Here is a 24386-nt window from a genome sequence, read left to right as displayed (position 1 = left end):
CCTCCGGTTGCAATCGTTCTGGGTCAAGACTCAGGCCCGCACACCTTCGCGGGCGAGCCGGTCGCGCAGCACCTCGATCTCCACATCGAGGTCCGAGCGGTCATCGAGCAGCATCGCCTGGCTGCGCGCGGTGAAATTCGCGGTCAGATCGTCGAGCAAGGCGACATAATCCGCGCGCACGCTGGCATCGCGGTTGCGGGCATAGAGATCGGCGAACTTCACCGTCGCGTCCCGCGCGCCCATCAAATACACGCCCAGGTATTTCCGCGCCGCGGTCAGGTCACGCGGGTCTTCCTCCACCTGGCGGCACATCTCCCGCGCGGTGGCCTTGAACGCCTCGACCTTGACCTCCAGCTGCCGGTCGCCGGACCGCAGGATCGCATCCGACATCGCCTTGAGATAGGCCTCCGCCTCGTCCACCACCCGCGCCACGCGCTCGGTCTGGAAGGCATCGACCCCCTCCGCCCCCTTGTCGCGCAGCGGATCGATCCCGAAGGCCGCCAGGTGCAGCCCCGCGCCGAGCGCCGCGAACAGCCCCGCGCCCATCGCGCCGACCCCGTTGGACAGCCCGGCAAAGGCCAGCCCCACGCCGCACATCACCGCGGCAAAGATCTTGCGCGGGATCGCCGGGCGCTTGGCCACCTTGCGCGCGTCATAGGCCTCCTCGGCCAGAAGCCCCTCGCGCAGCATCCAGGCCGCGCCCAGCAACAGGACCAGCCCCCCGATGCTGTAGGACATCTCGGCCGCGGGTTTGCCAAAGGCCGTGAACCCGAGAGGAAGCGGCAGGAAAAACAGCGCATTGACCCGCGCGCCCACCCTGGAGCGGCGCGCATGGGCCACCGGGGCCACGGGCGGCGTCTGGTCGCCCGACCCGCCGGGGCTGTATTTGCCGCCGAACCGCTGGCTCATCCCAACCCCCCGCCGAGACCGGCATAGAGGATCAGCGCCGCCAACAGCGTATAGGCCAGAACCTGCAACCCGCTCGCACTCATATCTCGCCCCTGATCCCTGTTTGTCCTCAATATAGGCGGTGTCGCGTCCAGCGCCTAGCCCGCAACCCTGCCTAGGGGAGATTCTCGCCCAGCGGGCAGGATTTCGGCCGCCGCGGACAGGCCGCCGCCTGCCCGGACCCGGGCCAAAGGTTAACGCCCCGCGCGCAGGTTTCCCGGAGTGCGCAACATAAAGCCCTGAAATCGCTGTGAAACCTTCCCCGCGGGGAAGGTTTTGGGCCCCAATCCCGCCTCGTGGCGGTGTTGGCCCTGTCCCCGCCTTAACGGCCCCGCTCCGGACGCGGCCGCGCCGGGGCCTTGCGCCGGGCCGATCCGGCCCGCGCGCCTGGCTTGGGGTCCGGTTTCGCACCTGGCTTGCCGCCCGGCTTGGCACCCGGCCGTGCATTCGGCGCCCTACTGGGCTTTCCCGTCGGCTTCCCACCGGGCGTTGCACCGGGCTTGCGCCCTGGGCCGCGTTTCGGCCTGGCCTGCGCGGTGCCCACGGGCGGCTCGGGGCTCTCCAGCCCCAATTGCTCGCGCAGGATGCGGCCCTTGATCTCCTCGACCTCGCCCGGTTTCAACTCGCCCAGCCGGAACGGGCCATAGCTGATGCGGATCAGCCGGTTCACCACCAGCCCCAGCGCCCCCATGGCGCGCCGGATCTCGCGATTGCGCCCCTCGCGCAGCCCCAGGGTCAGCCAGGCATTGGCCCCCTGAAGCCGGTCGAGCCGCGCCTCCATCGGCTTGAACCGCTCGCCCTCCACCTCGATCCCCGCGCGCAGGGGGGCGAGGTCGTCCTCCGTGGGCGCGCCCTTGACCCGCACCCGGTAGCGCCGCAGCCAGCCCGTGGTGGGCAACTCCAGCCGCCGCTTGATCTCGCCATCGTTCGTCAGCAGCAGCAGCCCCTCGGAATTCAGGTCCAGCCGCCCGACGCTCATCACCCGGGGCAGGTCCGCGGGCAGGGCGTCGAACACCGTCTCCCGGCCCTTCTCGTCCTTCGCGGTCGTCACCAGGCCCACGGGCTTGTGATACCGCCACAGGCGCGGCGGCTCCGGTTCCGCGATGGGCGTGCCGTCGAAGGTGATCTTGTCGGCCTCCGTCACGTTCAGCGCGGGGCTGTCGACGGTCTTGCCGTTCACCGCCACGCGCCCTTCGGCGATCAGGCGCTCCGCCTCCCGGCGCGAGGCGATGCCCGCGCGGGCCAGAACCTTGGCGATCCGGTCGCCGGGGGGAGTGGTGTTGTCAGCCATGCTGCGGGCTTAGCCGAGACCGGCGCCGCGCGAAAGCCCTCTCCACCTTGCCAAGCGGGGCGATCTCGCGGCATCACCCTCCCCATGTCGCCCTTCGCCCGCCATATGGACATCGCCCTCGCCGAGGCCCGCGCCGCCGCCGCCCGCGGCGAGGTGCCCGTGGGCGCGGTGCTGATCGACCCCGCGGGGAAGGTGCTGGCGCGCGCCGGCAACCGCACCCGCGAGCTGTCGGATCCCACCGCCCATGCCGAGGTGCTGGCGATCCGCGCCGCCTGCGCCGCCGCCGGGTCCGAGCGGCTGCCCGGCGCGGTGCTCTACGTCACGCTGGAGCCGTGTGCGATCTGCGCCGCCACCATCGCCGCGGCGCGCATCGCCCGGCTGGTCTATGGTGCCGCGGACCCCAAATCCGGCGGCGTGGCCCATGGCGCGCGGGTCTTCTCCCACCCCCAGAGCCACCATGTGCCCGAGGTCATCGACGGCATCGCCGCGGCGCAAGCCGAGGCGCTGCTGAAGGATTTTTTCGCCGCGCGACGCCCCTGACGGCCCATGGCACGGCCCGTCATGCGGTAACCTATTCAAGAACCGTAATGTTTCGCGCGCGAAACAAATCTCTGGAAGCCCTTGATCCAGCCCGGTTTTGCGAAAAAACTTGTCGGCGCGCCGGACCCTTCCGGACCGGCGGCCGTTAACCTTTCCGGCCCCACCTCACAGCTCGATCGTCTCCATCACCTCCGGCGTGCGCACATCCGTGCCCGGCAGCCCGTCGATCAGCGGCTGGGCCGATTGCGCCAGCAGGGGAAAGGTCTTGTAGTGGCACGGGATCACCGTCTTGAAATCGAAGAAGGTCCGCGCCGCGTAGGCCGCGCGCTCCATGTCCATTGTGAAATGCCCGCCGCTGGCGAGGATGCCGATCTCGGGCTGGTGCAGGTCGTTGAACACCTTCATGTCCGCCATCACATCCGTGTCGCCCGAGACATAGACCGTCCGGCCCTCGCCCTTGATCATGAAGCCCGCCTCGGCGCCCGCATACATCGGCCCGTGATCCGTGCCGAGCGACGAGGAATGCACCGCGTTCACCATGGTCACCGCCACATCGCCCAGCATGACCGTGCCGCCCTTGTTGAAGCCCACGGTCTCGACCCCCTCGGTCTCGGCCCAATAGCTCATCAGGTCGTAGATCCCCACGATGGGCGCGCCGAGCTCCTTCGACAGCGCCACGGCATCGGCGGTGTGGTCGCCATGCCCGTGGGTGATCAGGATATGGGTCGCCCCCGCCAGCGCCGCGTCACGCCGATCCGCCGGAAACACCGGGTTGCCGGTGATCCACGGGTCGATCAGCAGCACCTGATCCGCGATCTCGATCCGGAAACTGCCATGCCCCATCCAGGTGATTTTCATCTGGTCTCTCTCCCTCTTGCACCTAGCTGCCAGCCTAGCAAGGAGGGACCAGAATGGAAGGCCTGCTGCGGCAGATCGACGGCTATTGCGAGCGGGTGGACCCGTCCTATTGGGCCGAGCCGGTCAATGCGCTGACCAATGCCGCGTTTCTGATCGCCGCCTGGGTGATGTGGCGGCGGATCGGCGCCGCATCCCTGCCCCTGGGCCGGGTGCTCTGCGGGTTGCTCGCGGCCATCGGGGTGGGCAGTTACCTGTTTCACACCCATGCGCAGGTCTGGGCGGCCTTGGCCGATGTGATCCCCATCGTGGGCTTCACCCTGGTCTATATTTTCGCTGCGAACCGGGATTTCTGGGGCTGGCGCGCCTGGGCCTCGGCCCTCGGCGCCTCGGCCTATATCCCCTTTACCGCCGCCCTGACCCCGGTGTTCGAAGCACTCCCCTTCTTCGCCATCTCGTCCTTCTACTGGCCGCTGCCGGTCCTGATCTTCGCCTATGCGATCCTGCTGCGCCGCCGCGCCCCCGGGACCGCGCGGGGGCTGGCCATCGGGGCGGGGATTCTCTGCGTCTCGCTGACCTTCCGTTCCATCGACGAACCGCTCTGCGCCGCGGTCCCGCTGGGCACCCATTTCCTGTGGCATGTCCTCAACGGCATCCTGCTCGGCTGGATGATCGAGGTCTACCGCCGCCACATGCTTGCAGGCCCCGCGGACCAAGGCTAAACCCGCCCAAACAGTGCTGACCGGAGCCACACCCCCATGTCCATTGATATCGAGACCGCCCGCCGGGTTGCGAAGCTCGCCCGGATCAAGGTCGAAGACGACGCCCTGCCCGCCCTGGCGGGGGAGTTCAATCACATCCTCGGGTTCATCGAGCAACTCAACGAGGTCGACGTGGACGATGTCGAGCCGATGACCTCGGTCACCCCCATGCGCCTGAAACGCCGCGAAGACGTGGTCACCGATGGCGACCAGCAGGCGGCGGTCCTGTCCAATGCGCCCGATGCCCGCGAGGGGTTTTTCGCCGTGCCCAAGGTTGTGGAGTAGACCCATGTCGGAGCTGTCTTCCCTGACCATCGCCGCGGCCCGCGACAAGCTGCGCGCCCGCGAGATCACCGCCACCGAGTTGACCGAGGCCTGCCTGGCGGAGGTCGAGGGCGCGGGTGCGCTGGGCGCGTTCGTGCACAACACCCCCGACCTGGCCCGCGCCCAGGCCGAGGCGGCGGATGCCCGGCTTGCGGCCGGAGATGCCCCCGCCATGTGCGGCATCCCGCTGGGGATCAAGGATCTCTTCTGCACCAAGGGCGTGCCGTCCCAAGCGGCCTCCGCGATCCTGGGCGGGTTCAAGCCGGAATACGAGAGCACCGTGACCAGCCAGCTCTTCGCGGCCGGTGCCGTGATGCTGGGCAAGCTGAACATGGACGAGTTCGCCATGGGCTCGTCCAACGAGACCTCGACCTATGGCAACGCGGTCAACCCGTGGCGCCGGGGCAACGAGGACACGGCCCTGACCCCGGGGGGCTCCTCCGGAGGCTCGGCCTCTGCGGTGGCCGCGGACCTTTGTCTGGCGGCCACGGGCACCGACACCGGCGGGTCGATCCGCCAGCCTGCGGCCTTCGTCGGGATCACGGGCCTCAAGCCCACCTATGGCCGCTGCTCGCGCTGGGGGATCGTGGCGTTCGCCTCGTCGCTGGACCAGGCGGGGCCCATGACCAAGGATGTGCGCGACTGTGCGATCATGCTGGGGGCGATGGCCGGGCACGACCCCAAGGATTCGACCTCTGCCGACCTGCCGGTGCCGGATTTCGAGGCGATGCTGACCGGCGACATTCGCGGCAAGGTGATCGGCATTCCCAAGGAATACCGCATGGACGGGATGCCCGAGGAGATCGAGGCGCTCTGGTCCCGCGGCGCCGAGATGCTGCGCGACGCGGGCGCGGAATTGCGCGATATCACCCTGCCGCACACGAAATACGCGCTGCCCGCGTATTACGTGATCGCGCCCGCCGAGGCGTCGTCGAACCTGGCGCGCTATGACGGGGTGCGGTTCGGGCATCGGGCCAAGCTCGCCCAGGGCGACGGCATTACCGAGATGTACGAGAAGACCCGCGCCGAGGGCTTCGGGCACGAGGTGCAGCGCCGCATCATGATCGGGACCTACGTTCTGTCGGCGGGGTTCTATGATGCCTATTATAACCGGGCGCGGAAGGTGCGCGCCCTGATCAAGCGGGATTTCGACGAGGTGTTCGCCGCGGGCGTGGACGCGATCCTGACGCCCGCCACGCCCTCGGCGGCCTTCGGGCTGGGCGAGATGGCCGAGGCGGACCCGGTACAGATGTATCTCAATGACGTGTTCACGGTGACGGTGAATCTGGCCGGTCTGCCGGGGATCGCGGTGCCCGCGGGGCTGGACAAGCAGGGGCTGCCGCTGGGCCTGCAACTGATCGGGCGGCCCTGGGAAGAGGGCGACCTGCTCAACACGGCCTACGCGCTGGAGCAGGCGGCGGGCTTTGTGGCAAAGCCGAACCGCTGGTGGTAAGCTGGCACGAACGCTGATCAGAGGTCTTTGGAAATGCGCGGTTTATCCGGTTTGATTGGGGGGGGCTTGCTGGTCCTTGTGGCGGGCTGCAGCTCGGTGCCGCCGAACGACGTGATGACCGCGGAGCAACGGGCGCGGGATGCGGCCCTTGTCAGCGGCCAGCCGATGGCGTTCGCGGAGGACGGCACGCCGGTGGTGGCCGAGGGCGCGGCGGCGGTGGCGCCGGACCCGGATCTGCTGCGCCGGGGCGCGGGGATCTCGGATGAGAACGACTTCGACGCGGTATCGGACCGGGTCTCGATCGAGGCCGACCAGCAGCGCCTCGCCGCGCAACGCGAGATGTTTCAGGTGATCCAGCCCACCGCGCTGCCGGAGCGGCCCTCGGGCGACCTTGCGGCAATCGTGGAGTTCGCGCTGGCCACGTCGCATCCGGTGGGGCGGGCGGTCTATCCGCGCTCGACCCTGCGGGTGGGCTCAGGGAGCAACTGCAACCGCTATTCCAACCCGAACGAGGCGCAGCAGGTGTTCCTGGAGGGCGGCGGGCCGGAGCGGGATCGCCGCGGTCTGGACCCCGATGGTGACGGCTATGCCTGCGGCTGGGATCCCACGCCGTTCCGGATGGCGGTGCGCAACTGATCCCCATTGCCGAGCAACGCTCGCCCAATTGCGGGCCGCGCCGGGACGGGGCGGTGCCGCGGCTGGTGGTGCTGCATTACACCGCGATGGCGGATGCGCAGGGGGCGGCGGACTGGCTCTGCGCGCCCCGGGCGCAGGTCTCGGCCCATTACGTGATCGGCCGGGACGGGGCGGTGATGCGGCTGGTGCCGGAGCATCTGCGCGCCTGGCACGCGGGGGCGGGGGCCTGGGGCGGCTGCACGGATGTGAATTCCGCATCGATCGGGATCGAGCTGGACAATGACGGGACCAGCCCGTTCAGCGCGCCGCTGATGGACGCGCTGGAGGGGCTGCTGGGCGATATACTCACGCGACATGGCATCCCGCGCAAAGGGGTGATCGGGCATTCCGACCTCGCCCCGGGCCGCAAGATCGACCCCGGCCCGCGGTTCGACTGGCGGCGGCTGGCGCGGCGGGGGCTGTCGATCTGGCCCGAGGGGGCGGCGGCGGGCGCGGCGCCGGATCCTGCGCGTTTCGCAGCGGACCTCGCCCGGTTCGGGATGACGGCGGAGGTGGACGCGGAGACCCGGCTGGCGGCCTTCCGGGCGCGGTTCCGGCCCGGGGCGACGGGGCCACTGGCGCCCGAGGACATGGGGCTTGCGGCGGACCTGGCCGCGCGCTGGCCCGTTGACCCGCCGCCTGTCTCGGGCTAGGTCCACCGGGCGCGGGGGGCTGGATGGCCGCTTGGGCCGATGTTTCGGTTCGAGAGGAAAGTCCGGACTCCACGAAGAGACGGTGCCGGGTAACGCCCGGGCGGAGTGATCCGACGGAAAGCGCCACAGAGAAAAGACCGCCTGCCACAGGGCGGGTCAGGGTGAAACGGTGGGGTAAGAGCCCACCGCGGGGCTGGTAACAGCCCCGGCACGGCAAGCCCCACCGGGAGCAATGCCAAATAGGGACCTCGTCGCGTCGCAAGGCGCGGGGCCGCTTCAGCCCAGAGGTCCGGGTTGGCAGCTAGAGCGGCCGGGCAATCGGTCGCCCAGAGGAATGGTCATCCACGGGGGTCCGCCCCCTGGACAGAATCCGGCTTACAGGCCCCTCCGCGCATACTGTAAACTTTTTTAGACTGTCAAACTGTCAGTTTTGTGTTACACTCCATCCTGTCCAGCAGCCCGAGAGGACAGAATGGAAGACATCCCCGGCAATTTTGGTCCGCGTTCGGGCCTGTTTGCGCTGGATCCTGCGACCTCGACCAAGAGCGAATCCATCCATCTTAGCTTCGTGCACGGCCTGCTGGATGTGATGGCCGCCAAGCTGGGGCAGAGCCTGCTTCTGATCAGTGACAACGGCACCATCCTGGCGGTGTCCGGCGCGGAGGCGTTCCCCGGCGGCGACGATCTGCGCGGGGCGCGCTGGACCTCCCTGTGGCCGAAGGAGAGCCGGCCCCTGGCGCTGGGCGCGCTGGAGATGGCGGTGACCGAGCTGCGCGAATTGACCATCCAGATCTCGCGGATGCCCGATCCGGGCAGTGCCCAGTTCTGGGAGGCGGTGCTGAGCCCCTTGCCCCTGGGCGAGACCGGCACGGGTCCGGCGCGCAAGTCGGCGGTTCTGGTGGCGCTGCGCGAAATCACGGCTGCGCGGCGCGTGGCCCATATGCGGTCCCGGGCTGGATAGGCACCGGCGCGCGGCGGGATCGGTGTCGAATCGCGGTTGACAGCCGCGCGGGTGCCGGTAAAAGCCGGGGTTCAATCTGTTCGGGGGTCGTGGGACGACTCTCGCCCGCCCATTCTGCCAGGAGACCGCGACATGGCGAAGCCGACCACCATCAAGATCCGCCTCAACTCGACAGCGGATACCGGCCATTTCTACGTGACCAAGAAGAACGCCCGCACCATGACCGAGAAGATGGTCGTGCGGAAATACGACCCGGTCGCGCGCAAGCACGTGGAATACAAGGAAGGCAAGATCAAGTAATCTGCCCGCCCTTGCGATCCGACCCGACAAGCCGCGCCCCGAGCGCGGCTTTCGCATTTTCGGGGGGGGGGGGGGGGCAGGCAGCGCGTGATTGCCATGGCGCGGATCGCGCGGAGCGAGGCGGTCTCGACCCTGATGGCGGTGCCGTTCTACGCGGCGTTGGGCCCGCGGGCGGTGCGTGGCCTGTCGGTGCCGCCTGGCCTGACGAAGATCGGGGTTCCGGCGGTGCAGATGCGGCGCGATCCGTGAGGTTTTGCCATGGCTGCGCCTTGGGGCTGCCGTTTTTGCATGGTGCTTTGGTGCGGTTTCAACCCGGAGGGCCCGTCATGCGCCGCATCTATCCCTGTCTCGCCTTGCCCGTTGCCGGGCTGCTCGCGGCCTGCGCGCCACCGCCGCCGGAGGCGTTCGACAAGCACCCGGTCGGGGCCACCAGCACGGCAATCGCGGCCAAGCGGGCGGAGCAGGCGGCGATTGCCGATTACGTGGAACCGGCGCCGCGCTACGCGTTCAGTTCGGGCGACGGCATGCCGGTCTCGTCCGATCTGGCGGCGGCGCGGGCGATGGAGGCGGGCAGCGCCGCGCCCGGCGTGGCGATGAAGGTCAGCGGAGAGATTCTGGACGTGGCCCAGGTGCGCTATGACGGGCAGGACTTCCTCGTCGGCACGGTGACGGACGGGGCGGCGGCCTTCGATCTGTCGGAAGCGTTCAAGTCGCTGGCACCCTCGGTGACCCTGTGCAGCGCCACGGGGCCGGTCTGGCAGAGCGGGGCGCGCTATGCGGCGGCGTTGAGCTGCCTCTGAGCCGGTTGGCGTGCGCAACGAAAAAGCCGGCCCGAGGGCCGGCTTTCCTGTGTCTGCCTGTCGCTGGCGTTACTCGCGATTGCCGAGGAACTGCAGCAGGAACATGAACAGGTTGATGAAGTTGATGTAGAGGCTGAGCGCGCCCATGATGGCGGACTTGTTCAGCCATTCCTGGTCGCCGTACTGCGCATGCTCGATATATTCGGTCTTGATGCGCTGCGTGTCGTAGGCGGTCAGGGCGGCAAAGATCAGCACCCCGAGGCTGGACACGGCGAAGGCGATCGCCGGGGAGCCGAGGAAGAGGTTGATGATCGAAGCCACGATCAGGCCGATCACGCCCATGAACAGGAAGCGGCCCCAGCTGCTGAGATCCTTCTTCGTGGTGTAGCCGAAGAGGCTGAGCGATGCGAAGGCGATCGCGGTCACGAGGAAGGTCGAGGCGATGGAGACGCCGGTATAGACCGCGAAGATGAAGCTGATCGACAGGCCCATGGCGGCCGCGAAGGTGTAGAAGAACACCTGGGCCGCGGCGGCGGACATCTTGTTGATCATGGCCGAGAAGGCGAAGACCATGATGAGCGGCGCGAACATCACGACCCACTTCATCGGGGTTGCGAAGATCGCGGCGAGCATGGCTTCGTTCGTGCCGACCGCCCAGGCCACGGCGCCGGTGAGCACCATGGCGACGGACATCAGGCCGTAGACCTTGTTGAAATGGGCGCGCAGGCCCTCATCGATCTGCGCGGTGCGCACGCCTGCGCCGGCCGTGCGGATCGTGTCATATTGTGCCATAGAACCCTCCTTGAAAAAGAACGGACCGATGGCGCGGCCCGGTTGGGCTAAATATTGGCCAAGGAGGGCGCATTTTCAAGGGTTCACCCGGGACAATCGGCCCCGGGTGGCCTGCGATTTTCTCAATTTTTACACGGGCTGGGAAAAAATGCGTGTTTTTCGCGCAGGTTTTTGCCGGATCAGCGGCGCCAGCCGGTGGGCACGTCCCAGATCGGGCGCCGGGCTTCGGTCAGGGCCTCGCTGCGGGAGACGCCGATGTCGCGCAGCATCCGGTCGTCGAGATCGCGCAGCGCCCGCCGCGTGCGCCACAGCCCGACAAGCGCGGACAGGGCCCGGCGGGACAGCGACGGCAGGGCGGCCTGGCCGCGGATCGGGCGGGAGAGGGTGTGTGCGGGCATGGGTCTTTCCTTTCCGGAATCGTATGGGTGGAGCGCCTTGTATCGAGTACGTTGATGTATATGGCGCAGCATGATAGATTTTTGAAACGAATGATTGTGATAGCTTAGTTCAAGGAATGTGATGGATGCCCCGTAATCTCGACCTGACGGCCCTGCGCTCTTTCGTGTCCGTGGCGGAATCCGGCGGCGTGACCAAGGCGGCGGGGATGCTGAACCTGACGCAATCGGCGGTATCCATGCAGCTCAAGCGGCTGGAGGAGAACCTCGGGCTGGCGCTTCTGGACCGGACGGGGCGGGGGGTGGCGTTGACGCCCACGGGCGATCAGCTGTTGTCCTATGCCCGGCGGATGCTGGCGCTGAACGACGAGGTTTATGCGCGGATGACGGATCATGCCTTCGAGGGGCAGATCGCGCTGGGCGTGCCCCACGACATCGTCTATCCGGCGATTCCGCAGGTGCTGGCGCGGTTCACGCAGGAATTTCCGCGGGTGCGGGTCGATCTGATTTCCAGCTTCACGGTGCAGCTAAAGGAATACCTGGCCGATGGGAGCTGCGATCTGATCCTGACCACGGAGGATGCGGCGGGCCCGGGCGGCGAGGCGCTGGTGGAGCTGCCGTTGATCTGGCTGGGGGCGGTTGGCGGTCAGGCCTGGCGCAAGCGGCCGCTGCCGCTGGCCTTCGAGCAGAGCTGCCTGTTTCGCGACTCCGTGCAGCGGGCGCTGGATGCGGCGGGAATCGAGTGGACCATGCGGGTGCAGGCGGAATCGGCGCGCACCATCGAGCCGATCGTCGCGGCGGATATGGGGGTACACGCGGTGCTGGAGGGCACCGAGCCCGCCCATCTGGAACGGATCGCCCATGGGGGTGAATTGCCCAAGCTGACCACGAAGAAGATCGTGCTCTACGGACATAACGGTGCCCACGACCCGGTGCGCGACGCGCTGGCGGGGCTGGTGCGGCAGGCCTATGCGCAGCTGTGATGCCGGGCCGTTGAGGCGCGTGTCCTGGCGTGCCTCTGGTGCGTGTCGCGTAAACGGTCGAGGGCCTGGGGGGGCACAACGCGGGACGGGACGATGGGGGCGTTTGGGGGTGGGAGCTGTCATCTGGGGCTTGGGCGCGGCGTGCGGGCCTCGGGTGCGGGGCCGGGGACGCAGGGTCAGGGGGTGATGACGACCTTGCCGGTGGAGCGACGGCTGCGCAGCAGGTCGAGCCCGTCGGCGGCTTTCTCCAGCGGCAGGACGTGGCTGACATGGGGTTTGATGCGGCCCTGGGCGTACCAGTCGAACAGCTGCGCCAGGCTGTCGGTGAGGGCGGTCGGGTTGAAGTTGAGAAATCCGCCCCAGTAAAAGCCCTGCACCGAGACATTCTTGACCAGCAGGTGGTTGGGCTTGATCTCGGGCAGATCGCCGGAGGCAAAGCCGATCAACAGCATACGCGCCTCGGGCTTGCAGGCGCGGAGCGCCTCGGTGAAGGCCGCCCCGCCCACCGGGTCATAGACCACGTCCGCGCCGCCCAGGGATTTGACCGCCTCGCGCAGGTCGTCGGTGTCGCTGTCGACCAGGTGGTCGGCCCCGGCCTTGCGCGCCTGGTCGAGTTTCGCGGGGCCGCGGGCGCTGGCGATGACGGTGGCGCCCATGAGCTTGCCGATTTCCACCGCCGTCAGCCCGACGCCGCCCGCAGCCCCGAGCACCAGCAGGGTCTCGCCCGGTTGCAGCCGTGCGGTGTGGCTCAGCGCGAGGTGGGAGGTGCCATAGGCGATCTGGAAGCCCGCCGCCTCGGTCTCCGGCATGCCGTCGGGCAGCGGGACGCAGCGGGCCGCCGGAAAGACGCCGTACTTGGCCAGCCCGCCTTGCCCGCCGAACACCGCGACGCGGGTGCCCGGCGCCGGCCCGGTCGTGTCGGGGCCGAGCGCGTCCACGGTGCCTGCGACCTCCATCCCCAGGGTGAGGGGCAGGGGCGGCTGCTCCTGGTACTGGCCCCTGGCCATCAGAAGGTCGGCGAAATTCAGCCCGCAGGCCGCGATCCGCAGGCGCAACTCCCCCGGGCCGGGATCGGGGACGGGGATGTCTTCGAGGGCGGGGGGGGCATCATGGGCATGGGTGCGAAAGGCGCGCATCGGGGTCTCCGGGTCAGGGTTGGCGGCACCCTAGCCCGCCGCTGGGGCGACAGCCAGCGCCGTGGCCGCGACGATCCGGGCGTGCTTGCGGGCGGCAAATGCGCAAAACGGGAATCTACCTAGAGATGTATTGCAAAATGCAATGCAAAATGCGAAACACCTATAGGGCGACTCGTACCGACCGGCGATAACCCGCTTGGGGCGCGCCGCGTTAGCACCTTGGCATTTCAGAACTGGTACATTTTCTCAGGGCGAGTCGCCGTTTGTAGTTGGTTTCGGGAATTTTTTTCCAAGGTTGGCGAGCTTGGCATGGTTCTTGCTTGTTAAACCCTCAGGAGAAAAGGAGCGTTCAATGAAACATCCCGTTGATGTCCATGTGGGCAAGCGTGTGCGGCACCGTCGCTGGATGGTGGGCATGACCCAGCAGCAACTGGCCGACAAGGTGGGGATCAAATTCCAGCAGATCCAGAAGTACGAAACCGGGATGAACCGGGTCAGTGCGTCTCGTTTGTGGGAAATCGCGTCCTCCCTTGGTGTGCCGGTGAGCTTCTTCTTCGAAGGGCTGGGCGCGGCACAGGTGGCCCAGACCCACGATATCGACATGCCGGGCGACCTGCTGTCGGACAAGGAAGCGCTGGAGCTCGTCCGCTCCTACTACGCGATCCCCGAGACCCAGCGCCGCCGCCTGTTCGACCTGGCGCGCGTGCTCAGCGACGCGGCCTGAGGCTTGACCTGACCCGGGGCGGTCTGTAGCGCGGTGGAAACATCGCGGAGCGGACCCGATGGGCAAGACAGGCGAAGAGTGGGGCTTTCCGGCGGACCGGCTGTGGCAGGTCGCGGAGGCTCTTGCGCAGGCAGCACGGGGTCCGACCCTGGCGCAGTTCCGGCAGCACGGGCTCGGGATCGAGAACAAGGCTGGGGTGGCCGCGTTCGATCCCGTGACCGAGGCGGACCGGGCGGCGGAGCGCGCGATGCGCGATCTGCTGGCGGTCGAACGGCCCGATGACGGCATTCTCGGCGAAGAGTACGGCGCGCAGGCGGGGACATCTGGCCTGACCTGGGTGCTCGATCCGATCGACGGCACCCGGGCCTATATGAGCGGCACACCCACCTGGGGCGTTCTGATCGCGCTGAGTGATCGCGACGGTCCGCGGATCGGGATCATCGACCAGCCCTACACGGCCGAGCGGTTCATGGGCGGCGCCGGACGCGCGCGCCTCGACGGCCCGCACGGCAGCTTGCCGCTGGCCACGCGCCGGGTGGCGGGCCTGTCCGAGGCCACGGTATTCACCACCTTTCCCGAGATCGGCACCGCGGCGGAGCGCGCCGGGTTCGAGGCCGTCGCCCGGGTCTGTCGGCTGACGCGGTTCGGGATGGATTGTTATGCCTACGGGTTGCTGGCGGCGGGGCAGATCGACCTGGTGATCGAGGCCGGGTTGCAACCCTATGACATCTGCGCGCCCATCGCGGTGATCGAGGCCGCAGGCGGGATCGTCACCGACTGGCAGGGCGGTCCGGCCCATGGCGGGGGCCGGGTGCTGGCGGCGGGCGGGCCGGAGGTGCATGCCGCCGCCCTGGAGATCCTGCGCAAGGTGCCGGCATGACCGAGATCCTGGTTCGGAATGCCCGGGTGCTGGTCACCATGGACGACGCGCGGCGTGAGCTGCCCGAGTGCGATCTGCGCCTGCGGGACGGGGTGATCGCCGAGATCGGGCCGGGACTGGCCACGGACGGGGCGGAGGTGATCGACGCGGCGGGCTGCGTGGTCACGCCGGGGCTGATCAACACCCATCACCATCTTTTCCAGACCCTGACCCGGGGGGTGCCCGCGGCGCAGGACGCGCTGCTTTTCGGGTGGCTGAAGGCGCTCTATCCGATCTGGGCGCGGATGGGGCCGGAGGATATGCGGGTGTCGGCGGAGGTAGGCCTGGCGGAGCTGGCGCTGACCGGCTGTACGCTGAGTTCGGATCACCTCTACCTTTATCCCAACGGCGTGCGGCTGGAGGATACGATCGAGGCGGCGGCCAATATCGGGCTGCGGTTTCATCCCACCCGCGGCGCCATGAGCATCGGCGAGAGCGCGGGCGGTCTGCCCCCCGACGCGCTGGTGGAGGACGAGGCGGCGATTCTCGAGGATTGCATCCGGGTGATCGACGCCTTCCACGACCCGTCGCCTGGGGCGATGGTGCAGGTGGGGGTGGCGCCGTGCTCGCCCTTCTCGGTCAGCCGGGAGCTGATGCGCGACGCGGCGCTGCTGGCGCGGGACAAGGGCGTGCGGCTGCACACCCATCTGGCCGAAAACGCCGAGGACATCGCCTATTCCGAGGCGCAGTTCGGCTGTCGTCCGGGCCAGTACGCGGAGGATCTGGGCTGGACCGGGCCGGATGTCTGGCATGCCCATTGCGTGAAACTCGATGCGGCGGAGATCGAGCTTTTCGCCCGGTCGCGCACCGGGGTGGCCCATTGCCCGTGCTCGAACTGTCGGCTCGGCTCCGGCATCGCGCCGGTGCGGGCGATGCGGGATGCGGGCGTGCCGGTGGCGCTGGGCGTAGATGGGTCGGCATCGAATGACGCGGGCAGCCTGATCGCCGAGGCGCGTATGGCGCTGCTGCTGCAGCGGGTGCAGACCGGGGCGGATGCCATGGCGGCGCGCGAGATGCTGGAGATCGCCACGCGCGGCGGCGCGCAGGTGCTGGGTCGCGACGATCTGGGCCAGCTGGCGCTGGGCAAGCGCGCGGACCTGGCGATCTGGGACGTGTCGGGGCTGGAGGCAGCCGGCGCCTGGGATCCGGTGGCGGCGCTGCTGCTGTCGGGGCCGGGGCGTGTGCGCGACCTGCTCGTCGAGGGGCGCGCTGTGGTGCGCGCGGGGCAACTGGTGCATCGGGATGCCCGGGCGCTGGCGGCGGAGCAAGCCCGCCGCCTGGCGAGGTTGATGGCATGAGGCGGGCGCTTTGGGCTCTGGCGCTGGGGCTGGCGGGCTGCAGCGCGCCGCAGGCGCCGACGCAACCCGGGCCGAGCCGCGCGCTGCCCGCGCCGGATCTGATCGCCGCGGTGAACGAGGCGCGGTCGGCCGTCGGCGTGGCAGCCTTGGCCGAAGATCCGGCGCTGTCGGCGGCGGCCATGGCCCATGCCGCCGACATGGCGCAAAAAGGCTATTTCGACCACAGGGCGCCAGATGGCTCCACCCCGCTGCGCCGGATGCGGGCGGCGGGCTACGACGCCTGTTATGCGGCGGAGAACCTGGCCAAGGGGCAGCCGGACGCGGGCACCGTTCTCGGAAGCTGGACCCGGTCCGAAGGTCACCGGTCCAACATGCTCAGCCCGAACCCCCGCGCCGCCGGGGCCGGACGCGGACCCGGAAACATCTGGGTGCTGACCCTGGCCCGGGCCTGTTGAGTTGCCGCCGCACCTCTCCCCAGGCGTTTTCCTCTTCATTTGTGTAAAAATACTCCGGGGGTGCGGGGGCAGCGCCCCCGCCCCGGCGACGCGCGCAGCGCGGCGCAATACCCACCAGCTCGACCCGCGCCGCGCGGCGCACGCCCTCAGCTCACCTGCGCCCCGGCCACCCAGACCCCGGCCACGGCCCGGTCGTCGCCCATCATGATCGTCGGGAACACCGCCTCCCACAGGTCTTCCGCCTCCGCCGCGCGCTGGGCGATGGCCGGGGTGGAGGCCAGATCCAGCGCCACGAGATCCGCCTCCATCCCCACCGCGAGCCGTCCGATCCGGTGGCCGAGCCGCAGCGCCTCCGCCGACCCAGCGGTGGCCAGCCACAACAACTGCGCCGGGTGCAGGGCCATCCCTCGCAACTGCGCGATCTCGTAGGCCGCCGCCATGGTGCGCAGCATGGAAAAGCTCGACCCGCCCCCGGTATCCGTGGCCAGCCCCACCGGGCAGCGGGACGCGAGCCCGGCCATGTCGAAGAGCCCAGAGCCGATGAAACTGTTCGAGGTCGGGCAATGGACCAGCGCCGCGCCGACTTCTGCCAGCCGGTCTCGCTCCCGCGCGGTGAGGTGGATCGCGTGGCCGAAGAGGCCCGTCGGGCCGAGGAGGCCTGCCGCCTCGTAGGTGTCGAGATAATCGCGCGCCTCGGGAAACAGCTCCGCTACCCAGGCGATCTCGTCGGTCTGCTCGGAGATGTGGGTCTGCATCAGGCAGTCGGGATGCTCGGCATAGAGCGCGCCGAGGGCGGCGAGCTGCTCCCGGCTGGAGGTGGGGGAGAACCGCGGCGTGATCACATAGGACAGCCGATCCACCCCGTGCCAGCGCTCCAGCAGCCGCTTGCTGTCGTCATAGGCAGTCTGGGGGGTGTCGCGCAGCCCCTCGGGGGCGTTGCGATCCATGCAGGTCTTGCCAGCAAGCGCCCGCAGGCCCCGGCGCCGGGCCTCGACAAAATAGGCCTCCACGCTTGCGGGATGCACGGTGGCATAGCTGCAGACCGTGGTGGTCCCGTGGGACAGGGTCAGGTCGAAATACCGCGCCGCGCTTCTGGCGGCATAGTCCGGATCGGCGAAGCGCAGCTCTTCGGGGAAGGTATAGGTGTCGAGCCAGTCGATGAGCCGCTTGCCCCAACTCGCGATCATCGCGGTCTGGGGATAATGGGCATGGGCATCGACGAAGCCCGGCAGGATCAGCGCCGCGCCCAGATCGACCACCGGCAGGGCCGGGTGCGCGGCGCGCAGCACCTCGGCCGGACCCAGTGCGGTGATGATCCCGCCGGTCACGCGCAGGCCACCATGCCGCTCGGTGCGCACGCAGGCCGCCCAGGGGCAGCGCAGGGGATTGTCGGTGAAGGCGAGGGTCTGGCCCAACAGCAGGAAATCGTCCATCCGCGCAGCCTAGGAGCGCTGCCGCGCGAGGTAAATCTGCAAATTTCCCCGGCCCGCTCCCTCGCCATTCGGGTGCGCGGGGGCTATGGTTTGCCCAGATCGCAATGACCCCGGCAGCGGGGCGGCCCGGAGGCGATATGGCGGACAGCCAGGAGCTTGTCGAAGACACCGCGGACGAGGATTACGCCCTGCGCAGGGACGTGGTGGAGACCTTGTTCGATGCGCTGGATGCGGAGGACCCGGCCCGGGTGGCCGAGGTTCTGGAGCCGCTGCACCCGGCGGATATCGCGGACCTGTTCGAGCAGATCGGCGGGTCCCGGTTGCGCGCGCTTCTGGCGATCTGGACCTCGGACGAGATCGGCGCCGTCCTGTCGGAGCTGGACGAGGGCCTGCGCGAGGACGTGATCGACGCGCTGCCCCAGGCGGTGCTGGCGGATGCGGTGCGCGATCTCGACAGCGACGACGTGGTCGACCTGGTCGAGGATCTCGATGCGGCCCAGCAGACCGCGATCCTTGACGTTCTGGAGGCGCCGGACCGGGTCGCGGTCGAGCAGTCGCTGCAATACCCGGAGTATTCCGCCGGGCGCCTGATGCAGCGCGAGTTGGTCAAGGCGCCGGAGCATTGGACCGTGGGCGAGACCATCGACCATATCCGGGCCGAGGACGACCTGCCGGAGCAGTTCTACCACGTGATCCTGATCGACCCACGGATGCGGCCCACGGGCTATGTCACCCTGGGCCGGATCATGGGCGCGCACCGGGATGTGCCGCTGCAGGACCTGACCGAGGACAGTTTCCGCAAGATCCCCGTGACCCAGCCCGAGAGCGAGGTCGCCTATGCGTTCAACCAGTACCACCTGATTTCCGCGCCGGTGGTGGATGAAAACGAGCGTCTGGTCGGCGTGATCACCATCGACGATGCCATGGTGGTGCTCGACGAGGAGCATAACGAGGACATTCTGCGCCTGGCCGGGGTGGGCGACGAGTCCGTCTCCGACAGCACCTGGGAGATCACCAGGCAGCGCTTTCCCTGGCTGGGGGTGAACCTGGCCACGGCGATCATCGCGTCGCTGGTCATCTCGCTCTTCGAAGAGGTGTTGACCCAGGTCGTGGCGCTGGCCGTGCTGATGCCCATCGTGGCCTCCATGGGCGGGAATGCGGGCACGCAGTCCCTGACCGTGGCGGTGCGGGCGATCGCGACCAAGGACCTGACCGGCTCGAACGCCTGGCGGGTGCTGCGGCGCGAGGTGACGGCGAGCCTGCTCAACGGCGCGGTGTTTGCGGTGATCATGGGGGCCGTCAGCCTGGTGTGGTTCGGCACGCCGGTCCTGGCCGGGTTGATCGCGGTGGCGATGGTGATCAACCTCGGGGTGGCGGGGTTTGCCGGGCTGCTCATTCCGCTGGCCCTCGACAAGTTGAAGATCGACCCCGCGCTGGCCTCGGGCACCTTCGTGACCACGGTGACGGATGTCGTGGGTTTCTTCGTGTTCCTCGGGCTGGCCTCGATGATCCTGCTATGACGGCGCTGGCCCTGGCCAAGGCGGAGGCCCGCAAGACCGGCTTTGCCCGGCGCAAGGTGGCGTTCGACGCGGATCGGGCGGCGGGGTTTGCCGGTTTGGCGGCGGCGACCGAGGTGCTGTGCGACCTGCTGGCGGGGCGGGCAGGGCCGGTGGCGGGCTACATGCCGATCCGGACGGAGATTTCGCCCCTGCCGGCCATGACCCGGTTGGCGGCGGCGCGCGAGATCGGCGTTCCGGTGATCGCGGCAATGGGCATGCCGCTGGATTTTCATCGCTGGACCCCCGGGGCGGAGATGGTGGCGGGGCCTTTCGGCGCGCAGGTGCCCCGCGCCGCGCAGCCCATGGTGCCCGAGGTGGTGATCGTGCCGCTGGTGGCGTTCGATGCCACGGGTGGGCGGCTGGGCTATGGCGGGGGATTCTATGACCGGACGCTGGCGAAACTGCGCAGCACGGGGCCGGTGCTGGCCCTCGGGCTGGCCTATGCCGCGCAGCAGACGGATGCCCCCTTGCCGGTGGAGGCCACGGACATCCCGCTCGACGGGGTCGTGACCGAGGCGGGGGCGCTGGTCTTCGACGGGCTGCGCCATTAGGGCGCTTGCACGCTGCTGCCGCGCGGCATAACGCTGGGCCACATGCGTATCCTGTTTCTTGGCGATGTGATGGGCCGGGCCGGTCGGGCGGCGGTGGCGGAGACCCTGCCGCGAATGAAGGCGGCGTGGAAGATCGATTTCGCGGTGGTCAATGGCGAGAACGCCTCCAACGGGGCGGGCCTGACGCCGGATCACGCCAAGGGGCTGCTGGAGGCGGGGGCCGATTGCGTCACCCTGGGCGATCATGCCTTCGACCAGAAGGACATGCTGCAATTCATCGAGCGGGAGCCGCGGATCCTGCGGCCGTTGAACTACGCCAAGGACGCACCGGGCAAGGGGCACCGGGTCTATACCGCGCCGGGCGGGCGCAAGATCCTGGTGGCGCAGGCGCTGGGCCAGGTGTTCATGAAGCGGCCCTTCGACGATCCGTTCTCGGCGCTCGACACGGTGCTGCGGACCAACACGCTGGGCGGGCTGGTGCAGGCCGCACTGGTCGACATTCATTGCGAGGCCACCTCCGAGAAGATGGGGGTGGGGCATTTCTGCGACGGGCGCGCGTCGGTCGTGGTGGGCACGCACACCCATATCCCCACGGCGGATGCGCAGATCCTGCCCCGGGGCACCGCGTTTCAGGCCGATGCGGGGATGTGCGGCGATTACAACTCGATCATCGGGATGGACCCGGCCGAGCCCTTGCGGCGCTTCGTGACGGGCATGCCCAAGGGACGGTTCACGCCCGCGATGGGGGCGGCGACGCTCTCGGGGTTGTATGTCGAGACCGATGACCGAACCGGCAAGGCAGTCCGGGTCGAGATGGTGCGCCAGGGCGGGCGGCTCGCACCGGCGGGCCCGGCGCCCTTGCCGGACGCGCCGTGAAAACCCGGCTCTGGCTGACGGCGATCCTGGTGGTGCTGGGCGCGGGCTGGGGCATCACCCAACCCCTGAGCAAGATCGCCACGTCGAGCGGGCACGGCCCCTTCGGCCTGGTGTTCTGGCAGTTGGCCATCGGGGCGCTGGTGCTGGGGGCGGTAACCTTCGCGCGGGGCAAGGGGCTGCCCCTGGGGGCGGCGCAGATGCGGCTTTACGTCGTGATCGCGCTGATCGGGACGGTCATTCCCAATGCGGCGTCCTACGCGGCGCTGGCAAAGCTGCCCTCGGGGATCCTGTCATTGTTGCTGTCGCTGGTGCCGATGCTGGCCTTTCCCATCGCGCTGGCGCTGGGGCTCGACCGGCCATCGCTGGCGCGGCTGGCGGGGCTGGCGCTGGGTCTTGGGGGCGTGGCGCTGATCGTGCTGCCGGGCACGGCGCTGCCGGAGCCGGGGCAGCTGTGGTGGGTGCCTGTCGCGCTGATCGCGCCGCTTTTCTATGCGCTGGAGGGCAACGTGGTCGCGAAATGGGGGCGGCTGGGGCTCGACCCGGTGCAATTGCTGTTCGGGGCCTCGGTGGTCGGCACGGTCATCGCCCTGCCGCTGGCGCTGGGCAGCGGCCAGTGGATCGACCCGCGCCCGCCCTGGGGCGCGCCGGAGCTGGCGCTGATCGCTTCGGCGGTTGTCCATGGCATCGTCTACAGCAGCTATGTCTGGCTGGTGGGGCGCGCCGGGCCGGTCTTTGCGGTGCAGGTAAGCTACCTCGTGACCGGTTTCGGGCTGGCCTGGGCCATGTGGCTGCTGGACGAGCGTTATGCGGGCGCGGTCTGGGGGGCGGCGGCACTGATGGCGCTGGGGCTGATGCTGGTCACGCCGCGGCCGAAATCAGCCCTTGCCCCCGCCGGTGCCGCTTCGCAGACTGGAGCGGCTGCCCGCGCTGCCCCGGCGCGGCGTAACGGAACCGACCCATGATCGATCTCGGCCTGACCAGTACCCAAGACGCGATCCTCGCGCTTTGCGTGGTGGGGGCGATGTTCGTGCTGTTCCTGCGCGAGATCTATCCGACCGAGGTGGTGGCGATCGGGGGGGCGACGCTGCTCCTGGCGCTGGGGGTGTTGCCTTATGCGGATGCGCTGGCGGTGCTGTCGAACCCGGCGCCCTGGACCATCGCGGCGATGTTCATCGTGATGGGGGCGCTGGTGCGTACCGGCGCGCTCGACTGGTTCACGTCGCTGGCCCAGGCCCGGGCAGAGGAGCGACCCAAGCTGTCGGTGGCGGTGCTGATTTCCTTTGTGGTGCTTTCCTCGGCGGTGGTGTCGAACACGCCCGTCGTGGTCGTGATGATCCCGGTTTTCGTGCAACTGAGCCAGACGCTGGGCATCAAGGCGTCGAAAATCCTGATCCCGCTGAGCTATGCCGCGATCATGGGGGGTACGCTGACCCTGATCGGGACGTCGACCAACCTGCTGGTGGACGGGGTGGCGCGGGCCAACGGGCTTGAGGCGTTCACCATGTTCGAGGTCACGCCCCTGGGCCTGATCGTGGTGGGTTGGGGGATGCTCTACCTGACGCTGCTGGGGCCGAAACTGCTGCCCAATCGGGACAGTATGGCGATGCTGTTGTCGAACAAGTCGAAGATGAAATTCTTCACCGAGGTGGCGATCCCGGAGGACAGCGCGCTGATCGACCGGCCCGTGCGGGAGGTGGAGTTGTTCAAGCGCGAGGGTGTGCGGCTGATCGATGTGCTGCGTGGCGATGCGTCCCTGCGGCGCGACCTGAGCGAGGTGACGTTGCAGGCGGGCGACCGGGTGGTGCTGCGCACGGAGATGGCGGAGCTTCTGAGCCTCAAGGCGGTCCGCTCGGTGGAGACTGCGCAGCCGCCGGAGTCGGCGGTGGACAAGCTGAGCTCGGTGCAGACCACGACCGTGGAGGCGCTGATCACGCCGGGCTGCGGGTTGGTGGGGCGGTCGCTCGGCCAGCTGCGTCTGCGGCGGCGTTACGGGGTCTATCCCCTGGCCGTGCATCGGCGGAACCAGAATATTGGGCGGCAGCTTGACGACCTGGTGGTGCGGGTGGGCGATACGCTGCTGCTGGAGGGCGCGCCGGCGGACATCCAGCGGCTGGCGGCGGATGTGGGCCTGGTGGATATCGCGCAGCCCTCGGCCCGGGCGTATCGCCGCAAGCATGCGCCGATTGCCCTTCTGGCGTTGATCGCGGTCGTGGGGCTGTCGGCGGCGGGGGTGGCGCCGATCCTGATGGCGGCGATCGTTGCGGTGGCGGTGGTGCTGCTGACGAGGTGCATCGACGCGGAGGAGGCGTTTTCCTTCATCGACGGGCGGCTTCTGGCGCTGATCTTTGCGATGCTGGCGGTGGGCGCGGCCCTCGATGCCTCGGGCGCCGTGGCGCTGATCGTGAACGCGGTCGCGCCCAGCCTGATGGCCTTGCCGCCGTTCTTCATCATCTGGGCGATCTACCTGCTGACCTCGGTTCTGACCGAACTGGTGTCGAACAATGCCGTGGCGGTGGTGGTCACGCCCATCGCCATCGGGCTGGCGACCGCGCTGGGCGTGGACCCGCGGCCCCTGGTGGTGGCGGTGATGATCGCGGCCTCGGCCAGTTTTGCCACCCCGATCGGGTACCAGACGAATACACTGGTCTTCGGCCCCGGCGGTTATCGATTCACGGATTTCATGCGGGTGGGCATTCCCCTGAATTTGAGTACAGGACTTATTGCCAGCGCGGTGATCCCGTTGATCTGGCCCCTTTAGCCAACTTGACACGAATGGCGCGAAACGCGCATGTCGACGTATTATTTTCCGGGAATTGGCCCCTGTACGTTTGATTTCAGGATTTTATTGATGTCATCACTTTCCGTGATTCTGGGCAAGGTGCGCACGATCGACGGCGATATCGCCGGGTTGAGATCGGCCGCCGAGACAGGGTTCGAGGTCGCCTTTTCCATCAACACCCTGACCGCGACCCCGTCGAAGCTCGCCGGTGTGCTGAACGATGCGCGCGATGTTCTGGGTTTTGCACTTGGCGTGATCGAGGACGCGGTGACCGGTTTCCTCGACCTGTTGGGTTTCGATGTGTTCGGGGCGATCAACGGGCTGCTATCGGACCTGCTGGCGCCGCTCGCACCGGTTCTGGACATCGTCGATCGACTTGAGGCGACGCTGGTCGCGGCGGTGCCCCCCTCGGGGATCTGCTGGGCGAGGCGCTGGACACGCTCGGGGCGGCGGCGAGAGCGCTGGGCAACCTGACGCGTTTCGGTGTCGATCTCTTCGATAACGTGATCGAGGGCGCCCAGGGCGAGGGCAACTTCCCGGAGCGGATCTTCGACGATCTGAGCGGGACCGATGGCGCGGATGCGATCTTCGGGTTGCGCGGGGTCGACCGGATCGACGGCGGCGACGGGAACGATCGGATCATCGGGTATGAAAGCGCCTTGTTCATTCTCGCACGCGCGGCCGGGGAGCCGTATATCGAGGACGAGGTGTTCGATCCGGAGGCGTTTCTCGCGGACAATGCGGAGGTGGGCCTTTCGGGGACGACCATCACGACGGACGAAGGCTCGATCCTGTTTGTCGGGGTCCATGACACGAGCGCGTTTGATGGCTTCCTCCTCTTGGGGTGAATGCCCCATCGGAAATTGACCATACAGACAGGTTTACAGATGATTTGAATTCAGTTTACCGTTTGAACGAGATTTCT

29 protein-coding genes and 1 other RNA gene are annotated in these 24386 nt (G+C 68.5%); 23 read left to right on the top strand and 7 right to left on the bottom strand.

Going from position 1 to position 24386, the window contains the following annotated elements:
• Positions 1-30 precede the first annotated feature (30 nt).
• Both DSHI_RS14170 and DSHI_RS14165 read right to left on the bottom strand, forming a co-directional pair.
• Positions 31-909, bottom strand: coding sequence for a 5-bromo-4-chloroindolyl phosphate hydrolysis family protein (locus DSHI_RS14170; protein WP_012179452.1), 879 nt, complete (start codon positions 907-909; stop codon positions 31-33).
• Between the two features lie 361 nt (positions 910-1270).
• Positions 1271-2239 (bottom strand): pseudouridine synthase, encoded by a 969-nt coding sequence (locus tag DSHI_RS14165; RefSeq protein ID WP_012179451.1) that lies wholly within the window; start codon positions 2237-2239, stop codon positions 1271-1273.
• Between the two features lie 84 nt (positions 2240-2323).
• Between DSHI_RS14165 and DSHI_RS14160 the strand changes: the two genes are divergently transcribed.
• A complete protein-coding gene (locus DSHI_RS14160; protein ID WP_012179450.1) occupies positions 2324-2779 on the top strand; it encodes a nucleoside deaminase in 456 nt (151 codons plus the stop codon).
• Between the two features lie 165 nt (positions 2780-2944).
• Here the strand turns inward: DSHI_RS14160 and DSHI_RS14155 are convergent, their stop codons facing one another.
• On the bottom strand, positions 2945-3637 hold the full coding sequence (locus tag DSHI_RS14155; protein WP_012179449.1) for a metal-dependent hydrolase: 693 nt from the start codon (positions 3635-3637) through the stop codon (positions 2945-2947).
• Between the two features lie 53 nt (positions 3638-3690).
• Between DSHI_RS14155 and DSHI_RS14150 the strand changes: the two genes are divergently transcribed.
• From DSHI_RS14150 to DSHI_RS14115, 10 genes are all read left to right on the top strand, one after another.
• A complete protein-coding gene (locus DSHI_RS14150; protein ID WP_012179448.1) occupies positions 3691-4356 on the top strand; it encodes a ceramidase domain-containing protein in 666 nt (221 codons plus the stop codon).
• A 36-nt stretch (positions 4357-4392) separates the two neighbouring features.
• Complete coding sequence (gatC, locus tag DSHI_RS14145; RefSeq protein ID WP_012179447.1) at positions 4393-4680, top strand: Asp-tRNA(Asn)/Glu-tRNA(Gln) amidotransferase subunit GatC; 288 nt, start codon at positions 4393-4395, stop codon at positions 4678-4680.
• A gap of 4 nt (positions 4681-4684) precedes the next feature.
• Entirely contained in the window at positions 4685-6172 is a 1488-nt protein-coding gene (gene gatA, locus DSHI_RS14140; RefSeq protein WP_012179446.1) for an Asp-tRNA(Asn)/Glu-tRNA(Gln) amidotransferase subunit GatA, read from the top strand.
• Positions 6173-6238: 66 nt separating this feature from the next.
• On the top strand, positions 6239-6808 hold the full coding sequence (locus tag DSHI_RS14135; RefSeq protein WP_050757850.1) for a hypothetical protein: 570 nt from the start codon (positions 6239-6241) through the stop codon (positions 6806-6808).
• Positions 6769-7500, top strand: coding sequence for an N-acetylmuramoyl-L-alanine amidase (locus tag DSHI_RS14130; protein WP_085930400.1), 732 nt, complete (start codon positions 6769-6771; stop codon positions 7498-7500). The genes DSHI_RS14135 and DSHI_RS14130 overlap by 40 nt, the downstream gene beginning before the upstream one ends.
• 11 nt (positions 7501-7511) lie before the next feature.
• Positions 7512-7895, top strand: an RNA gene (gene rnpB / locus DSHI_RS21530) — RNase P RNA component class A.
• 77 nt (positions 7896-7972) lie between these two features.
• Positions 7973-8461, top strand: coding sequence for a PAS domain-containing protein (locus DSHI_RS14125; protein WP_012179443.1), 489 nt, complete (start codon positions 7973-7975; stop codon positions 8459-8461).
• Positions 8462-8593: 132 nt separating this feature from the next.
• Positions 8594-8761: a 50S ribosomal protein L33 gene (rpmG, locus tag DSHI_RS14120; RefSeq protein WP_012179442.1), complete on the top strand. Its 168-nt coding sequence runs from the start codon at positions 8594-8596 to the stop codon at positions 8759-8761.
• A gap of 96 nt (positions 8762-8857) precedes the next feature.
• Positions 8858-9010, top strand: coding sequence for a hypothetical protein (locus DSHI_RS22380; protein ID WP_157865339.1), 153 nt, complete (start codon positions 8858-8860; stop codon positions 9008-9010).
• Positions 9011-9087: 77 nt separating this feature from the next.
• On the top strand, positions 9088-9561 hold the full coding sequence (locus DSHI_RS14115) for a hypothetical protein (protein ID WP_012179441.1): 474 nt from the start codon (positions 9088-9090) through the stop codon (positions 9559-9561).
• Positions 9562-9630: 69 nt separating this feature from the next.
• Here DSHI_RS14115 and DSHI_RS14110 read toward each other — a convergent pair whose 3' ends face one another.
• Complete coding sequence (locus tag DSHI_RS14110; RefSeq protein ID WP_012179440.1) at positions 9631-10353, bottom strand: Bax inhibitor-1/YccA family protein; 723 nt, start codon at positions 10351-10353, stop codon at positions 9631-9633.
• 179 nt (positions 10354-10532) lie between these two features.
• Positions 10533-10751 carry a DUF1127 domain-containing protein gene (locus DSHI_RS14105; protein WP_012179439.1) on the bottom strand — a complete coding sequence of 73 codons (219 nt, stop codon included), beginning with the start codon at positions 10749-10751 and terminating at the stop codon, positions 10533-10535.
• A gap of 125 nt (positions 10752-10876) precedes the next feature.
• Between DSHI_RS14105 and DSHI_RS14100 the strand changes: the two genes are divergently transcribed.
• Positions 10877-11731, top strand: a complete 855-nt coding sequence (locus DSHI_RS14100) for a LysR family transcriptional regulator (protein ID WP_012179438.1) — start codon at positions 10877-10879, stop codon at positions 11729-11731.
• A gap of 176 nt (positions 11732-11907) precedes the next feature.
• Here DSHI_RS14100 and DSHI_RS14095 read toward each other — a convergent pair whose 3' ends face one another.
• Complete coding sequence (locus DSHI_RS14095) at positions 11908-12867, bottom strand: NADPH:quinone oxidoreductase family protein (RefSeq protein WP_012179437.1); 960 nt, start codon at positions 12865-12867, stop codon at positions 11908-11910.
• Positions 12868-13219: 352 nt separating this feature from the next.
• Between DSHI_RS14095 and DSHI_RS14090 the strand changes: the two genes are divergently transcribed.
• Genes DSHI_RS14090 through DSHI_RS14075 form a run of 4 tightly spaced genes read left to right on the top strand, consistent with a single transcriptional unit; the run spans position 13220 to position 16263 of the window.
• Entirely contained in the window at positions 13220-13591 is a 372-nt protein-coding gene (locus tag DSHI_RS14090; protein WP_012179436.1) for a helix-turn-helix domain-containing protein, read from the top strand.
• Positions 13592-13649: 58 nt separating this feature from the next.
• Positions 13650-14471, top strand: a complete 822-nt coding sequence (hisN, locus tag DSHI_RS14085) for a histidinol-phosphatase (protein WP_012179435.1) — start codon at positions 13650-13652, stop codon at positions 14469-14471.
• Positions 14468-15808 (top strand): 8-oxoguanine deaminase, encoded by a 1341-nt coding sequence (locus DSHI_RS14080; RefSeq protein ID WP_012179434.1) that lies wholly within the window; start codon positions 14468-14470, stop codon positions 15806-15808. Before hisN ends, DSHI_RS14080 begins: the two co-directional genes overlap by 4 nt.
• Positions 15805-16263 carry a CAP domain-containing protein gene (locus DSHI_RS14075; protein ID WP_012179433.1) on the top strand — a complete coding sequence of 153 codons (459 nt, stop codon included), beginning with the start codon at positions 15805-15807 and terminating at the stop codon, positions 16261-16263. Before DSHI_RS14080 ends, DSHI_RS14075 begins: the two co-directional genes overlap by 4 nt.
• A 146-nt stretch (positions 16264-16409) precedes the next feature.
• On the opposite strand, the gene guaD is transcribed toward DSHI_RS14075, so the two are convergent.
• Positions 16410-17696 carry a guanine deaminase gene (gene guaD / locus DSHI_RS14070; protein WP_012179432.1) on the bottom strand — a complete coding sequence of 429 codons (1287 nt, stop codon included), beginning with the start codon at positions 17694-17696 and terminating at the stop codon, positions 16410-16412.
• Positions 17697-17833: 137 nt separating this feature from the next.
• On the opposite strand from guaD, the gene mgtE reads away from it, so the two are divergent.
• The 7 genes from mgtE to DSHI_RS14035 all read left to right on the top strand — a co-directional run bounded on the left by mgtE (position 17834) and on the right by DSHI_RS14035 (position 24309).
• Positions 17834-19216 (top strand): magnesium transporter, encoded by a 1383-nt coding sequence (gene mgtE, locus DSHI_RS14065; RefSeq protein WP_012179431.1) that lies wholly within the window; start codon positions 17834-17836, stop codon positions 19214-19216.
• Positions 19213-19806, top strand: a complete 594-nt coding sequence (locus tag DSHI_RS14060) for a 5-formyltetrahydrofolate cyclo-ligase (protein ID WP_012179430.1) — start codon at positions 19213-19215, stop codon at positions 19804-19806. The genes mgtE and DSHI_RS14060 overlap by 4 nt, the downstream gene beginning before the upstream one ends.
• Before the next feature lie 42 nt (positions 19807-19848).
• Complete coding sequence (locus DSHI_RS14055) at positions 19849-20682, top strand: TIGR00282 family metallophosphoesterase (protein WP_012179429.1); 834 nt, start codon at positions 19849-19851, stop codon at positions 20680-20682.
• Entirely contained in the window at positions 20679-21644 is a 966-nt protein-coding gene (locus tag DSHI_RS14050) for a DMT family transporter (protein WP_012179428.1), read from the top strand. Before DSHI_RS14055 ends, DSHI_RS14050 begins: the two co-directional genes overlap by 4 nt.
• Positions 21641-23440 carry an SLC13 family permease gene (locus DSHI_RS14045; protein WP_012179427.1) on the top strand — a complete coding sequence of 600 codons (1800 nt, stop codon included), beginning with the start codon at positions 21641-21643 and terminating at the stop codon, positions 23438-23440. The genes DSHI_RS14050 and DSHI_RS14045 overlap by 4 nt, the downstream gene beginning before the upstream one ends.
• Positions 23441-23530: 90 nt before the next feature.
• The gene (locus DSHI_RS14040) at positions 23531-23935 is read left to right on the top strand and encodes a hypothetical protein (protein ID WP_012179426.1); all 405 of its coding nucleotides are present in this window, start codon (positions 23531-23533) and stop codon (positions 23933-23935) included.
• A gap of 29 nt (positions 23936-23964) precedes the next feature.
• Positions 23965-24309 (top strand): hypothetical protein, encoded by a 345-nt coding sequence (locus DSHI_RS14035; protein ID WP_012179425.1) that lies wholly within the window; start codon positions 23965-23967, stop codon positions 24307-24309.
• Positions 24310-24386 lie beyond the last annotated feature (77 nt).

Origin of the sequence: Dinoroseobacter shibae DFL 12 = DSM 16493 (assembly GCF_000018145.1) — a bacterium.
Classification (GTDB): Bacteria; Pseudomonadota; Alphaproteobacteria; order Rhodobacterales; family Rhodobacteraceae; genus Dinoroseobacter; species Dinoroseobacter shibae.
Note: the sequence above shows the minus strand (reverse complement) of the source record. Positions and strands in the feature narration are given on the sequence as shown.

Excerpts from the sequence above, each read along its gene's own strand:
- DSHI_RS14170 (WP_012179452.1), bottom strand. The coding sequence starts at position 909 with ATGAGCCAGCGGTTCGGCGGCAAATACAGCCCCGGCGGGTCGGGCGAC.
- DSHI_RS14165 (WP_012179451.1), bottom strand. The coding sequence starts at position 2,239 with ATGGCTGACAACACCACTCCCCCCGGCGACCGGATCGCCAAGGTTCTG.
- DSHI_RS14160 (WP_012179450.1), top strand. The coding sequence starts at position 2,324 with ATGTCGCCCTTCGCCCGCCATATGGACATCGCCCTCGCCGAGGCCCGC.
- DSHI_RS14155 (WP_012179449.1), bottom strand. The coding sequence starts at position 3,637 with ATGAAAATCACCTGGATGGGGCATGGCAGTTTCCGGATCGAGATCGCG.
- DSHI_RS14150 (WP_012179448.1), top strand. The coding sequence starts at position 3,691 with ATGGAAGGCCTGCTGCGGCAGATCGACGGCTATTGCGAGCGGGTGGAC.
- gatC (WP_012179447.1), top strand. The coding sequence starts at position 4,393 with ATGTCCATTGATATCGAGACCGCCCGCCGGGTTGCGAAGCTCGCCCGG.
- gatA (WP_012179446.1), top strand. The coding sequence starts at position 4,685 with ATGTCGGAGCTGTCTTCCCTGACCATCGCCGCGGCCCGCGACAAGCTG.
- DSHI_RS14125 (WP_012179443.1), top strand. The coding sequence starts at position 7,973 with ATGGAAGACATCCCCGGCAATTTTGGTCCGCGTTCGGGCCTGTTTGCG.
- rpmG (WP_012179442.1), top strand. The coding sequence starts at position 8,594 with ATGGCGAAGCCGACCACCATCAAGATCCGCCTCAACTCGACAGCGGAT.
- DSHI_RS22380 (WP_157865339.1), top strand. The coding sequence starts at position 8,858 with ATGGCGCGGATCGCGCGGAGCGAGGCGGTCTCGACCCTGATGGCGGTG.
- DSHI_RS14115 (WP_012179441.1), top strand. The coding sequence starts at position 9,088 with ATGCGCCGCATCTATCCCTGTCTCGCCTTGCCCGTTGCCGGGCTGCTC.
- DSHI_RS14110 (WP_012179440.1), bottom strand. The coding sequence starts at position 10,353 with ATGGCACAATATGACACGATCCGCACGGCCGGCGCAGGCGTGCGCACC.
- DSHI_RS14105 (WP_012179439.1), bottom strand. The coding sequence starts at position 10,751 with ATGCCCGCACACACCCTCTCCCGCCCGATCCGCGGCCAGGCCGCCCTG.
- DSHI_RS14100 (WP_012179438.1), top strand. The coding sequence starts at position 10,877 with ATGCCCCGTAATCTCGACCTGACGGCCCTGCGCTCTTTCGTGTCCGTG.
- DSHI_RS14095 (WP_012179437.1), bottom strand. The coding sequence starts at position 12,867 with ATGCGCGCCTTTCGCACCCATGCCCATGATGCCCCCCCCGCCCTCGAA.
- DSHI_RS14090 (WP_012179436.1), top strand. The coding sequence starts at position 13,220 with ATGAAACATCCCGTTGATGTCCATGTGGGCAAGCGTGTGCGGCACCGT.
- hisN (WP_012179435.1), top strand. The coding sequence starts at position 13,650 with ATGGGCAAGACAGGCGAAGAGTGGGGCTTTCCGGCGGACCGGCTGTGG.
- DSHI_RS14080 (WP_012179434.1), top strand. The coding sequence starts at position 14,468 with ATGACCGAGATCCTGGTTCGGAATGCCCGGGTGCTGGTCACCATGGAC.
- DSHI_RS14075 (WP_012179433.1), top strand. The coding sequence starts at position 15,805 with ATGAGGCGGGCGCTTTGGGCTCTGGCGCTGGGGCTGGCGGGCTGCAGC.
- guaD (WP_012179432.1), bottom strand. The coding sequence starts at position 17,696 with ATGGACGATTTCCTGCTGTTGGGCCAGACCCTCGCCTTCACCGACAAT.
- mgtE (WP_012179431.1), top strand. The coding sequence starts at position 17,834 with ATGGCGGACAGCCAGGAGCTTGTCGAAGACACCGCGGACGAGGATTAC.
- DSHI_RS14060 (WP_012179430.1), top strand. The coding sequence starts at position 19,213 with ATGACGGCGCTGGCCCTGGCCAAGGCGGAGGCCCGCAAGACCGGCTTT.
- DSHI_RS14055 (WP_012179429.1), top strand. The coding sequence starts at position 19,849 with ATGCGTATCCTGTTTCTTGGCGATGTGATGGGCCGGGCCGGTCGGGCG.
- DSHI_RS14045 (WP_012179427.1), top strand. The coding sequence starts at position 21,641 with ATGATCGATCTCGGCCTGACCAGTACCCAAGACGCGATCCTCGCGCTT.
- DSHI_RS14040 (WP_012179426.1), top strand. The coding sequence starts at position 23,531 with ATGTCATCACTTTCCGTGATTCTGGGCAAGGTGCGCACGATCGACGGC.